The following is a 12,466-nucleotide window of genomic DNA, read 5'->3' as shown; positions in this document are numbered from 1 at the left end:
GACAGGGCACAGGGTTCACGGGTGCGGCTGATCCTGGCCCTGTTCGAGGGTCTCCAGCAGGGCGATCTGCAGCCGCGAGTGCAGGCGGATCAGCCAGCGCCGCAGCAGCACGATGACCACCGCGGCAACCAGGCCGATCACCAGCAGCAGCTCGCTGGTGGGCAGGATGCTGGCCGACAGCGCCATCAGCAGCAGCATGATCAGCACCAGCGCCAGCAGCGGGATCAGCTCGGCGATCACCCGCCGCGCGCGCACCGTGTGCCGGCCGGCCTTTTCCGGAGTCACCGCCATTTCCGCCAGGAGCATGGCCAGGGCCTTGAGCTTGCGGTAGGCGGCGATCAGGAAGGGCAGCGAGAGCAGCAGCGCGGCGCCCCAGATCAACGCCTTCTGCAGGTTGACCTGGGCCAGCCACGGCGCCAGGTAGCCGGCCAGGCTGCCGGCGAACCAGGCCATACTGAAGAAGATGCCGATCACCAGCGCCAGGTTGATCAGCACCTGCAGCAGGATCTTGCGGATCATCGCCATCAGCAGCGCACTCTGGCCCTGTGGCTGGATGCTGCGCAGCCAGTCGCCATACAGGCCGAAGACCCGCGCCAGGCGCCCCGGCATCCAGCCGGCCAGGCGCTGCGCCAGCGGGTCGGCGACACGGATCAGGTAGGGCGTGGACAGGGTGGTCAGCGCAGACACGGCCACCGCCACCGGGTAGAGGAAGTCGCTGGTGACCTTCAGGCTGATGCCCAGCGCGGCGATGATGAAAGAGAACTCGCCGATCTGCGACAGGCCCATGCCGACGCGCAGCGAGGTGCGCCCGTCGTTGCCGGCGATAAAGGCGCCGAGGCTGCAGGACAGCACCTTGCCGATGATCACCGCAGCGGTGATGACCAGGATCGGCACGGCATATTCGACCAGCACGCTGGGGTCGATCAGCAGGCCGATGGTGACGAAGAAGATCGCGCTGAACAGGTCGCGCACAGGCTCCATGAGGCGCTCGATCTGCAGCAGCTGGCGCGACTCGGCCATGATTGCGCCGATCAGGAAGGCGCCCAGCACCATGCTGTATTCCAGCTTGGCCACCAGCAGACAGAAGCCGAAACACAGGCCGAGCACGGTGATCAGCAGCATCTCGTTGCTCTCGAAGCGCGCCACGTAGGCGAGGATACGCGGCACCAGGAGGATGCCGATGACCAGCGCGACGATCATGAACAGGCTGAGCTTGCCGACCGTGGAGAACACCTGGCCGGTCTCCACCGTGCCGCTCAGGGCGATGCCCGAGAGCAGGGCGATGATGCCGATGCCGAGGATATCCTCGACGATCAGCACACCGAAGATCAGCTGGGCGAAGCGCTCGTGCTTCATCTTCAGGTCGCCGAGAGCCTTGATGATGATGGTGGTCGAGCTGATCGCCAGGATGCCGCCGAGGAACAGCGAGTCCATGCTGCTCCAGCCGAAGAACTGGCCAATCTGGTAACCAAGCCAGAGCATCAGGCCGATCTCCAGGCCGGCGGCGATAAAGGCCGTGGCGCCGACGCTGAACAGCTTGCGCAGGGAAAACTCCAGGCCCAGGCAGAACATCAGGAAGATCACCCCCAGCTCGGCCAGGGTCTTGATCGTCTGCTCGTCGTGGATCAGGCCGAACGGCGGGGTGTGCGGGCCGATGATGAAGCCGGCGAGGATGTAGCCCAGCACCACCGGCTGCTTGAAACGGTGGAACAGCACGGTGACGACCCCGGCCACCAGCATGATCACGGCCAAATCCTGAATGAAGCTGATGGCATGCATGGCCGTGTCTCCTGTTATCGCTGGGTCGCTAGGGGCACTCGCTTGGCTACGGTCGAGCCGACGGGAAGGAATGAGGCCCGCAGGAGGGGCCGGCCGTCAGGGTAACATCGCCCCCGCGGCTGGCCGGCCAGCGGCAATATCGAGAAACACACCGGCGCGGGGTCGCGCCGGCAGGGTTCAGACGCTGCGTGCGACCTCGCCTTCGAGGTCGAGCAGGTTGAGCAGAAAGCGCGCGAAGTAGAGCAGATCCTGCTCCATGGCCTGGCGCGCGGTCTTGGCATCGCCTTCCTCGATGGCGGCGAAGGCCTCCTCGTGGAAGTCGTTGAGGCGCAGCGACAGATCCGCCCCGGTGAACAGGCGGTTGAAGAACGGCCCGATCTGCAGCCACAGCGACTCGATGCTGCGCAGCAGCACCGGATTGCCGCAGGCGCCGTACAGGCACAGGTGGAACTGGCTGTTGGCGTCCAGGTAATCCTGCACCTGGCGCTGCTCGATGGCGGCGTCCATGCGCGCCACGCAGTCGCGCAGGGTGGCCAGGTCGGCCGGGGTCAGGCGCGGGGTGGCCAGCTCCACCGCCAGGCCTTCGAGACCCAGGCGCACCTGGAAGATGTTCTGGTAGCGCTCGCGGGTCATCGCCGGCACCCGCACCGAGCGCTGCGGCTCGCCCTCCAGGGCGCCCTCGGCGACCAGGCGCTGCAACGCGGCGCGCACCGGCATCGGGCTGGTACCCCACTCGGCGGCGAGGTCGCGGATCTTCAGCCGCTCGCCAGGCTGGAAGCGCCCGGCCAGCAGGCCTTCACGTATTCGTTGGTACAGCTGTTCCTGCAGATTGTCGGCCATGATCGTTCACCCGCGAAACGGTGGTGCAGGCAGTTGGGCGAGGGTCAGCGAGCAGTTGCGCATGTTGATTCTCCTGATGACAGATTTAACTAATTGCTGAGTGAGCGAGCTAGAGCCAGGCAAGGCGCAGGTGCGCTCGAAAAGCGCAGTTGACTCCAGTCAATGAGCATTTTCGAGCGCACCTGCAACGCCGCCTGGCCGACGCATAGCCACTCAGGGGGCCTTGTTCTCGATCAGGCAGTTGCCGCCATCCACGACGAGGACTTCGCCGGTGATATAGCTGGCCTCGGGCGAGGCGAGAAAGGCCACCGCGGCGGCCACTTCCTCCGGGCGACCGGCGCGGCCGAGCGGGGTGTATTCGGCGGCGCGCCGTTCTTCCTCGGTACTCGAGCCGGTGGCGATCCAGCCCGGCGCCACGCTGTTGACCGTGATGCCCTGGCGCGCCACTTCCAGCGCCAGGCCCATGCTCATGCCAAGCATGCCGGCCTTGGCCGCGCTGTAGGCCGCCTCGCCCGGGTTGCTACCGCGGGTGCCAGTGGTCGAGCTGATATTGACGATGCGCCCGTAGCCGCGCGCCTGCATGGCCGGCAGCAGGGCACGGGTGAGCAGGAAGGCGCTGCTCAGGTTGCGCGCCAGCGACAGGTTCCAGGTGGCCAGATCCATGCCCGCCAGCTCGGCGAACGGCTCCGGGCTACCCTGCATAGCCATGCCGGCGTTGTTCACCAGGATGTCCACCTGGCCCCACTGCTCCAGGGCCCAGGCGGCCAGCGCGGCCACCTGCTGCTCGTCGGTAAGGTCGGCGGCCCGGGCGCGTGCTTCAATGCCTTCTGCCCGCAGCTCGGCGGCCCGCGTCTCGATGCGCGCACTGCTGGCGCTGAGCAGCACGCGCACGCCCTGGCGGCCCAGGCGGCGGGCGATGGCCAGGCCGATACCGCTGTCGCTGCCAGCCCCGCTGACCAGGGCAACCTGCTGCTGATGGTTCATCTCGACATGCACCTGTGATCACAAATTACAGATGAATCTACCTGAATACCGCTTATAAGACATCTATTGACTTATTTGTGATCACAAAAGAGCATGTGCATAAATTCGAACGAGGTGTGCAACATGACCGCCAGTGGCATCCATCCAACCGCCGTGGAAACCTTCTTCGCCCGTGAGCGCGAACGTTTCCTGGCCCGCAACCCGAAGTCCGTGGCCCTGGCCGAGCGCGCCCGCAACTCCCTGTATGGCGGCGTACCGATGCACTGGATGGCCGACTGGTCGACCCCGGTGCCGCTGTTCGTCGAGCGAGCCAAGGGCGCGCGCTTCTATGACGTCGACGGCCACGAGTACATCGACTTCTGCCTGGGCGACACCGGCACCATGTTCGGCCACTCGCCGGATCCGATCGCCAAGGCCATCGCCGAGCAGGGCAACAACGGCCTGACCACCATGCTGCCGGGCGAGGACGCAGTGGTCTGCGGCGAGCTGCTGGCCGCACGCTTCGGCCTGCCGTTCTGGCAGGTCACCGCCACCGCCACCGACTCCAACCGCTACGTGCTGCGCTGGGCCCGCGCGATCACCCAGCGCAAGACCCTGCTGGTGTTCGACGGCTGCTACCACGGCACCGTCGACGACGTGATGGTGCGCTACCGCGACGGCGCGACCGTGCCGCGCTCCGGCCTGGTCGGCCAGGCCTACGACCTGACCCAGTACAGCCGCTCGATCCCGTTCAACGACGTCGAGGCGCTGGAAGCCGCGCTGGCGCAAGGCGACGTCTGCGCCCTGCTGTGCGAGCCGGCGATGACCAATATCGGCATGGTGCTGCCCGAGCCGGGCTTCATGCAGAAGTGCCGCGAGCTGACCCGTAAATACGGCAGCCTGCTGATCATCGACGAGACCCACACCATCTCCACCGATATCGGCGGCTGTACCCAGCTGTGGGATCTCGACCCGGACTTCTTCGTGGTCGGCAAGCCGATCGCCGGTGGCGTGCCGTGCGGCATCTTCGGCTGCAGCGCGGCGATGGCCAAGGCCATGACCGAATCGCGCCAACGCGCCAGCGAGGGCAGCCACGGCCATGGACACAGCGGCATGGGTACCACCCTGTCGGCCAACGCCCTGGCCATGCACTGCATGCGCGCCAACCTGGAACAGGTGATGACCCCGGCCGCCTACGCGCACATGCTGCCGCTGGCCAAGCGCCTGGCCGACGGCTTCCGCAGCCTGATCGGCAAGCACGAGCTCAAGTGGTCGGTCACCGAGCTGGGCGCGCGCAGCGAGTTCCAGTTCTGCCCGGTGTCGCCGAAGACCGGCGCCGAGGCCGAGGCGGCCTTCCACGACGAGCTGCAGATGGCCCTGCACCTGTACCTGATCAACCGCGGCATCCTGATCACCCCGTTCCACAACATGACCCTGTGCTGCCCGAGCACCACGGCGGACGACGTGGACAAGCTGATCGGCATGCTCGACCAGGCCCTGACCGAGCTGCTGGCCATTCCCGGCGCACGGATCTGAACATCCCTTCTCCCTCTGGGAGAAGGTGCCCGAAGGGCGGATGAGGGGCTCTCCCCTCATCCCAACCCTCTCCCGTGGGGAGAGGGCGAACAAAGGACACCACCATGCAATTCGCCAATCCCCAGGAAGCCCGCGACTTTCTCGCCAAGCACCCGGAAGTACGCAGCATCGAGCTGATGCTGATCGACGCCAACGGCATCCCGCGCGGCAAGCTGCTGCACCGCGACGAGCTGCTGGCCATCTATGAGAACGGCCGGCCGCTGCCCAGCTCGATCCTTTCGCTGACCATCCAGGGCGAAGACGTGGAGGCCAGCGGCCTGGTATGGGAAGTCGCCGACGCCGACTGCTGGACCTACCCGATTCCCGGCAGCCTGACCCTGCAACCCTGGCGCACCGTGCCCACCGGCCAGCTGCAGGTGAGCATGCACCCGACCCAAGGCCTGCCGGCCACCCCCGGCGATCCCCGCCATGTGCTGGCCCGCGCCATCGACGCGCTCAAGGCCGACGGCTACCACCCGGTGATGGCGGTGGAGCTGGAGTTCTACCTGCTGGATAAACAACGCGACGCCAATGGCCGTCCGCAGCCGGCGCTGCAAGCCAACGGCGTGCGCCCGCAGGCGCCGCAGGTGTATGGCGTGTACGAGCTGGAGCAGCTGCAGCCGTTCCTCGACGACCTCTACGCCGCCTGCGAAGTGCAGGGCCTGCCGGTGCGCACGGCGATTTCCGAATACGCTCCGGGCCAGGTCGAGCTGACCCTGGAGCACCGCTTCGACGCGCTGCAGGCGGTCGACGAAGGCGTGCGCTACAAGCGCCTGGTCAAGGGCGTGGCCAACAAGCACGGGCTGCAAGCCTGCTTTATGGCCAAGCCGTTCGGCGACCTGGCCGGCAGCGGCCTGCATATGCACGTCAGCCTGGCGGACGCCGACGGCAACAACCTGATGGCCAGCGAAGACCCGCACGGCACGCCGCTGCTCAAGCACGCCATCGGCGGCATGATGGCCACGCTCAACGACGCCCTGGCGATCTTCTGCCCCAACGCCAACTCCTACCGGCGCTTCCAGGCCAACAGTTACGCACCGCTGGCCAAGAGCTGGGGGGTGAACAACCGCACCGTGTCGTTCCGCGTACCGGGTGGCCCGGCCAAGAGCCGCCACGTCGAGCACCGCATCTGCGGCGCCGATGCCAACCCCTACCTGGCGGCGGCGGCGATCCTCGTCGGCATCCACCACGGCATCAAGAACCAGATTGATCCGGGCGAAGCGATAGTCGGCAACGGCTACGAGCAGGCCCGCGAAACCCTGCCCACCGACTGGCTGACCGCCCTGCGCAACCTGGAGCAATCGAGCTGGGCCAAGGAAGCGCTGGGCGAGGACTTCCTGAAGATCTTCCTGGCGATCAAGTGGGAAGAGTTCCGCCAGTTCGTTGGCGAGGTCGGTGAACAAGACTGGCGCTGGTACCTGACCCACGCCTGATTCCCTACCCGGCTGAAACTCTAAAGAGTCGTCATTCCCGCGCAGGCGGGACGGTGGGTTTATCGCCGAACAGCGCTTGCGCTGGCCCGAAGGGGAATAATCCAGAATATCCGTGGCACCTGGGCTCCCGCCTTCGCGGGAGCGACGGCAAGCGGAGCAAACTCACAGCCTGCGGATGCCGGTTACCCTTCACATACCATTGCCAAACTGCGGCTCGCTCCAGTCGATGCGCTGGGGCAGGCCGCGCAGCGCCTCGGCGTATTCCAGCAGCACCTCCAGCGCCCAGTCGGCGCGCAGGCGGATGCGCTGGTCATCGCCGTCGGCCGCCTGCACGTCGTTCAGCACCGCCTCCACCTGGCGCACGATCAGCTGCTCCGGAATAAAGCAGATGCGGCAGTTCTTGTAGCTGGAAGCGCGCAGCTCGGACAGCGGATAGGCGCCGCCCTGCCCCGATGATACCCCCACCAGCAGCGCCGGCTTGTGCGCCAGCTCGGCGCGCCCGGCGTAGAGGAAGAAGTTCTTCAGCGCCGGGCTGGCCATGCCGTTCCATTCCGGGCTGAGCACGACCAGCGCATCGGCACCCTTGAGCTGCTCGGCCATGGCCGGCCAGTGGTCGTGAGCAGCGTCCGCCGGCCACAGCGGCAAGGCGTTGCGGCCCAGGTCGATGATCTGCGTCTGCGCATCGCGCTGCTGCAGGCGCGCGGCCAGGTAGGCGGCGACCTTGGCAGTCTGGCTGTCGCTACGGCTGGAGCCGGCGACCAGGACGATATTCAGGCTCATCGGGCCAGCTCCTTCAGCTCGCTACTGGCAGTCGGCTCGGCCTTGGGCGTGCGCACCAGCGGCCAGAACAGCTCCTGCTGCCAGCTCACCGGGCTCATGTCCTCGATGCCGTACTGCTCGGGGCGGCGCCGGGTGATCTTGGCGCTGCCGAACAGCACGTCCCAGAAGAACAGCAGGTTGCCGAAGTTGCCCTTGTAGTTGGTCACCCCGTCATCGGCGTTCAGGCCGTGGTGGGCGGAATGGGTGGCGGGGGTGGAGATGGTGCGTTCGAGCAGCCACATCAGCGGGCGCAGGGCCGGGATGCGGTAGAGCTTGTCATCCCAGGCCACGCTGCTGTGGGCGCCGAAGATCACGCACATCTTGAGGATCAGGTAGACGTAGTAGACCGGCGCCAGACCCAGGTAGATCAGCGCGGCGGACAGCCAGATGCCGGGCATCAGCAGGTAGTAGAAGCTGTTGTTGCGGTAGACGATGCGGATGCTCATGTACGGCGCCGAGTGATGCGCGCGGTGCAGGCTGTAGAGGAACGGCACCTTGTGGCTGAGGCGATGCCACCAGTACTGGGTCATGTCGTCGAACAGCAGGAACAGGGCGAAGCCGGCAACGAAGGGAATCCCCGCCAGGGCGCCGCGCGCCTGCGGCAGCCACTCGCCGAGGGCGAAGTCGGCGAGGAACATGATCAGCGGGAAGGTCGCGCCCAGCAGCAGGCTGGAGCCGATCACCTCGATCAGCACATCGCGGCGCTGGCCACGCGGCTGGCGGAAGCAGCCGAGCACGATCTCGAGCAGGATAAAGCCGAGAAAGATCAGGCTGACGACGGCAATCGGATTGTTGGCGATGGAACTCGGGTTCATGGCAACCTCTGGATAGAAATCCCGGCCTACCGGGTTGCCTGTATCAGATGCCAGGTCGACAACCGCCACCATGCGCGAAACGGACAACAATCTGCCCGAAGTGGCCAATCTGCCGGCGAACCCGCCCCGCCCTGGCCCCCAGCGTTTCCATCGCGGCCCCCTGGGGCGCGTGCTGCAGCGTTTCCTCAGCCAGCACCGGCCGCAGCAGGAATACAGCCTGGTGCACCTGGAACAGCTGTGGCTGCAGGCCGCCGAGCTCGACCCGGCCATCGGCCTCAACCTGTTCGCCCAGTTCAGCCCCGGCGACTGGCACGTACTGCTGCATCTGGCGCAGTTCAGCGCCAGCGTCACCGAGGCGCTGCAGCACTGGCAGCGCTATGCGCGCCTGGCCTCGGACATGGAGCGGGTGCGTCTGCAGCGCGATGGCGAGCGCCTGGTCATCGAGCTTCAGATCGATGCACCGGGGGCCCTGGCGCGCTTCGTCACCGAGCACTATTCGGTGATGGCCGTGAGCATGTTGCGCCTGGGCGCCGGCCAGGCCTTCCAGCTGCTCGGCGCCGAGTTCCGCCACCCCCGCCCGGCCTACCATGCGCAGTACAAGCCCTGGTTCGGCCAGGTGCAGTTCGACGCCCCGTACAATCGCCTGTACCTGGATGCCGCCTGCCTGGAACTGCCCATGCAGCAGCATCACCCGGTGCTGGTGGAGCTGCTCTGCGACAGCCTGGATCGCCGCCTGGCGCGCCTGCAGCAACTCAACGGCTGGGCGGCCAAGGTCGCCGAGCAGGTGCGCGGAGACCTGCGCCGCGCCTGCCCGCCCAGCCTGGAAGCCGCCGCCGAAGCCCTGCACCAGAGCCCGCGTACCCTGCGCCGGCGCCTGCAGGAAGAAGGCCTGGGTTTTCGCGAAGTGCTCGACGCGGTGCGCGCCGAGCTGGAGCAGAGCCTGGAACTGCAGGGCCTCAACCGCAGCCAGATCGCCGAGCAGCTCGGCTATGCCGACAGCGCCGCTTACCTGCATGCGCGCAAGCGCTGGCAGGCCGGCGTGTCCTGAGCCAGCCGCGCGCCGTCTGCTCCGCGACGGTGCGGCACGCGCCAAGAACGCGCGCGATTCCCCGGCCGGCGCCCACGGCGCGAGAATGGCCCTGCCGGCGGCCCGCCGTGCCGCCTGGCCCCGCTTACTGGCGCCAATCCGGCGACGCGGGGGGCCACAAACTTGCATGCCCGGCAGCGCTGGCCCGGCGAAGATCAATAGCAGCACCTATAACAACAAGCAGACCCGCAGGACTGCACAGGCCAGCCATACCTTATTTGCCTATGAGAAACGCATGGAACTTGGAACCAACAAACTGTCGATGACCGTCCTGATGACTCCGGACATGGCCAACTTTTCCGGCAAGGTGCATGGCGGCACCCTGCTCAAATACCTCGACCAGGTCGCCTACGCCTGTGCCAGCCGCTATGCCGGCAGCTACGTGGTGACCCTGTCGGTGGATCAGGTGATCTTCCGCGAGCCGATCAACGTCGGCGAGCTGGTGACCTTCCTCGCCGCGGTCAACTACACCGGGCGCACCTCGATGGAGATCGGCATCAAGGTGGTCACCGAGAACATCCGCGAGCGCTCGGTACGCCATACCAATAGCTGCTTCTTCACCATGATCGCGGTGGACGACAACGGCCAGTCGCAGCCGGTACCGCCGCTGCAGCCGGAAAGCGCCGACGAGCAGCGGCGCTTCTCCCAGGCCCAGCAGCGCCGCGCCATCCGCGAGGAACTGGAGCTGCGCTACCGCGAGCTCAATGCCTGAGCCCGGGCCCGCCACCGGCCTGGGCCGGTGGCGGGCCAGCCCTTAGTGCTGATGCTCGGCCGCTGCCGCGGCCGGTGCATCCTTCTGCACCGCCACCTCCACCTGCACATCGCCGGCCTGCTCGAAATGCAGGGTCAGCGGGAAACGCTTGCCGTCTTCCAGCGGCTGCTTCAGGCCGAACAGCATCAGGTGGTAGCCCATAGGTTGCAGCGCCAGCTCGCCACCCGCCGGAATGGCCACGCCGCCCTCGACCTTGCGCATCTTCATCAGGCCGTCCTGGTGCATGTGCTCGTGGATCTCCGCCGTCGCCGCCACGCTGGTATCGGCACCGAGCAGGCGGTCGGCCGTCGCGCCGCCGTTATGCACCACCAGGTAGGCCGCGCCATTCGGCACCCCGGGCGGCATCGCACGGGCCCAGGGATGCTCGATATGCAGGGCACCGACCTGGTATTCGTGGGCCTGACCTACGGCTGCCAACAGCAGCAGGGCCGCACCGACCAACAGTCTCTGACGCATGGATGACTCTCCGTTTCGCTTGAAAAGAATGCCGCGCTTCACTCCAGCACCACCTGGCCGCCGCGCAGGCGCTGCAGCAGCCAGTCCAGCCCGCCGACCAGCAGCAGCGAGGCGCCCACCAGGGGGAAGGCGAGGCCGAGCAGCAGCATGATCGCCACCCCGCCTTTCCACAACGGCAGGTCGTGACGCAGCGGCGGCACGCCGAGGCGGCCCTGCGGCCGGCGCAGCCACCACATCAGCAGGCCGCTGACCGCGCCGAGCAGGATCAGCAGGCATACGCCGAGCATCAGCAGCTGGTTGGCCAGGCCGAACATCTTGCCTTCATGCAGCATCGCGCTCGACTCCACCAGGCGCGCCACCGCGCCGTAGTCGGCCCAGCGGATGTCGGCCAGCACCGCGCCGCTGTACTGGTCGAGGTGCAGGGTGGCGTCGTGGCGTGGGTCGTCGGCGAACAGGGCGATGGTGTAGACGCCCTCGGCGCCGCTGGGCAGGCTCACGCTGTAGCCCGGCGCCACACCCAGGCGCTGCGCCGTATCGACCACCTGCTGCAGAGCGATGCCCGGCTGCGCGGCGCCGGCAGCGGCATGCCCCTGGTGCGCGGCATGTGCATCCGACTCAGGCAGCGGGGTGTTCTCCACCGCCCAGGCCACGGTCTGCGCGGCCGCCGTGTTGAGGCTGCGCGCCTGCTGGTCGGACTGCGGTACCGCATCCCACATGGCCGCCGGGAAGTGGTTCCAGGCGCCGGCGAACTTCTCGCCCCAGAAGCCGGTCCAGGTCATCCCGCTGAGCAGCATGAATAGCAGCAGGGCGCTGCCCCAGAAGCCGCTCACCGCATGCAGGTCGCGCCACAGCAGGCGCCCGCGCGCGCTCAGGCGCGGCCACAGCACGCCGGCGCCGCCCTGCCCGCGCGGCCACCAGAGATACAGGCCGGAGACCACCAGCACTACGCCCCAGCCGGCAGCCAGTTCGATCAGGCGGTCGCCGAGCGGGCCGATCATCAGCTCGCCGTGCAGGCTGCGGGCGATGGCCTGCAGGTTGTTCTGCGCGTCCTGCTGGCCAAGCAGTGCACCGCTGTAGGGGTCGAGGAACAGGTTGGTCTTGCGTCCGGCGAGCTCGGCGACGAATTGCGCGCTGCTCTGTTCGTCCAGCGGCGGCAGGTACTTGCTCACTGCGGCCTGCGGCAGCGCCTCGTGCAATCGCTGCAGCTGCAGGTCGGCCGACAGCGGCGTGCCGCGTGCCTCGACCCGCAACAACTGCGGGTACATCAGCTGATCCAGCTGCGGTTTGAACAGGTAGACGATGCCGGTCAGGGCCAGCAGGATCATGAACGGGATGACGAACAGGCCGGCGTAGAAATGCCAGCGCCAGGCCAGGTTGTAGAAGGAAACCTTGCGGGTCATGGAGATACCTTGTGGTGAGCGCTCAGTCGCCCGTCAGGCGATGACGGGCACAGAACCGCGACGGCAAAGCCGCGGCGAAACGGTCAGCTCACAGGTAGCGGCGGCGCCCGCGGCGCGGCGCTGGGGAATGGCGCCGGCAGTGCCACAGGCTGCACCGCCAGCGCCAGCACTGGCAGCGCCTGCGGCACCGGCAGGGTCGCCTGCAGCGTGCTCGAGGCCAGTGCCGGCGAACCCAGCAACAGGGTGCAGTAGCCGCACTTGGCCCAGGGCAGGTCGTAGGGTGCCGGCTGCGGTGTGCGCTGCTCATGCTGGCTGCTGCAGCTCAGCTCGCCGAGCCAGGTCGGCAGGCCGTCGGGCAGGCTCGGTGCGCGCGGCGCCAACCCCTGGCCCAGCAGCGGCCCGACGAGCAGCAGCCACATGGCCAACAGGCCAAGGCGCGCACCGAACTGCAAGGGTCTGCTGGGGCTCAAGAAGCGATTCCGACCAGGGGAAGAAAGGGTGCGCATGCTAAACCAGCGGCATGGCGG

The 12,466-nt window shown here is 67.4% G+C and carries 12 protein-coding genes; 4 read left to right on the top strand and 8 right to left on the bottom strand.

The annotated features are described in order from the left end of the window. Positions 1-15 precede the first annotated feature (15 nt). The 3 genes from A9179_RS00260 to A9179_RS00250 all read right to left on the bottom strand — a co-directional run bounded on the left by A9179_RS00260 (position 16) and on the right by A9179_RS00250 (position 3,603). Positions 16-1,779, bottom strand: a complete 1,764-nt coding sequence (locus A9179_RS00260; protein WP_187803866.1) for a cation:proton antiporter — start codon at positions 1,777-1,779, stop codon at positions 16-18. A gap of 177 nt (positions 1,780-1,956) precedes the next feature. After that, a complete protein-coding gene (locus A9179_RS00255; protein ID WP_187803865.1) occupies positions 1,957-2,619 on the bottom strand; it encodes a GntR family transcriptional regulator in 663 nt (220 codons plus the stop codon). Positions 2,620-2,832: 213 nt separating this feature from the next. Beyond that, positions 2,833-3,603, bottom strand: a complete 771-nt coding sequence (locus A9179_RS00250) for an SDR family NAD(P)-dependent oxidoreductase (protein ID WP_187803864.1) — start codon at positions 3,601-3,603, stop codon at positions 2,833-2,835. Between the two features lie 123 nt (positions 3,604-3,726). Here A9179_RS00250 and A9179_RS00245 point away from each other — a divergent pair, with 123 nt between their 5' ends. Together A9179_RS00245 and A9179_RS00240 are read left to right on the top strand one after the other, a co-directional pair. Beyond that, positions 3,727-5,118 (top strand): aspartate aminotransferase family protein, encoded by a 1,392-nt coding sequence (locus A9179_RS00245; protein ID WP_187803863.1) that lies wholly within the window; start codon positions 3,727-3,729, stop codon positions 5,116-5,118. A gap of 104 nt (positions 5,119-5,222) precedes the next feature. After that, positions 5,223-6,590, top strand: coding sequence for a glutamine synthetase family protein (locus A9179_RS00240; RefSeq protein ID WP_187803862.1), 1,368 nt, complete (start codon positions 5,223-5,225; stop codon positions 6,588-6,590). Between the two features lie 189 nt (positions 6,591-6,779). Here the strand turns inward: A9179_RS00240 and A9179_RS00235 are convergent, their stop codons facing one another. Together A9179_RS00235 and A9179_RS00230 are read right to left on the bottom strand one after the other, a co-directional pair. Next, positions 6,780-7,370 (bottom strand): NADPH-dependent FMN reductase, encoded by a 591-nt coding sequence (locus tag A9179_RS00235; RefSeq protein ID WP_187803861.1) that lies wholly within the window; start codon positions 7,368-7,370, stop codon positions 6,780-6,782. Continuing rightward, positions 7,367-8,224: a sterol desaturase family protein gene (locus A9179_RS00230; RefSeq protein WP_187803860.1), complete on the bottom strand. Its 858-nt coding sequence runs from the start codon at positions 8,222-8,224 to the stop codon at positions 7,367-7,369. Before A9179_RS00230 ends, A9179_RS00235 begins: the two co-directional genes overlap by 4 nt. 70 nt (positions 8,225-8,294) lie before the next feature. Here A9179_RS00230 and A9179_RS00225 point away from each other — a divergent pair, with 70 nt between their 5' ends. Then, positions 8,295-9,272: an AraC family transcriptional regulator ligand-binding domain-containing protein gene (locus A9179_RS00225; RefSeq protein ID WP_187803859.1), complete on the top strand. Its 978-nt coding sequence runs from the start codon at positions 8,295-8,297 to the stop codon at positions 9,270-9,272. 274 nt (positions 9,273-9,546) lie between these two features. Then, positions 9,547-10,023 (top strand): acyl-CoA thioesterase, encoded by a 477-nt coding sequence (locus tag A9179_RS00220; RefSeq protein ID WP_187803858.1) that lies wholly within the window; start codon positions 9,547-9,549, stop codon positions 10,021-10,023. 42 nt (positions 10,024-10,065) lie between these two features. Here A9179_RS00220 and A9179_RS00215 read toward each other — a convergent pair whose 3' ends face one another. From A9179_RS00215 to A9179_RS00205, 3 genes are all read right to left on the bottom strand, one after another. Beyond that, complete coding sequence (locus tag A9179_RS00215) at positions 10,066-10,539, bottom strand: copper chaperone PCu(A)C (protein WP_187803857.1); 474 nt, start codon at positions 10,537-10,539, stop codon at positions 10,066-10,068. A 38-nt stretch (positions 10,540-10,577) separates the two neighbouring features. After that, positions 10,578-11,939: a PepSY-associated TM helix domain-containing protein gene (locus A9179_RS00210; RefSeq protein WP_187803856.1), complete on the bottom strand. Its 1,362-nt coding sequence runs from the start codon at positions 11,937-11,939 to the stop codon at positions 10,578-10,580. Positions 11,940-12,022: 83 nt separating this feature from the next. Then, positions 12,023-12,409, bottom strand: coding sequence for a DUF2946 family protein (locus tag A9179_RS00205; protein ID WP_262410487.1), 387 nt, complete (start codon positions 12,407-12,409; stop codon positions 12,023-12,025). Positions 12,410-12,466: the final 57 nt, after the last annotated feature.

Origin of the sequence: Pseudomonas alcaligenes, assembly GCF_014490745.1 — a bacterium.
GTDB classification, from domain to species: Bacteria; Pseudomonadota; Gammaproteobacteria; order Pseudomonadales; family Pseudomonadaceae; genus Aquipseudomonas; species Aquipseudomonas alcaligenes_C.
The sequence above is the reverse complement of the archived record's forward strand: the minus strand, read 5'-3'. Positions and strand labels throughout refer to the sequence as shown.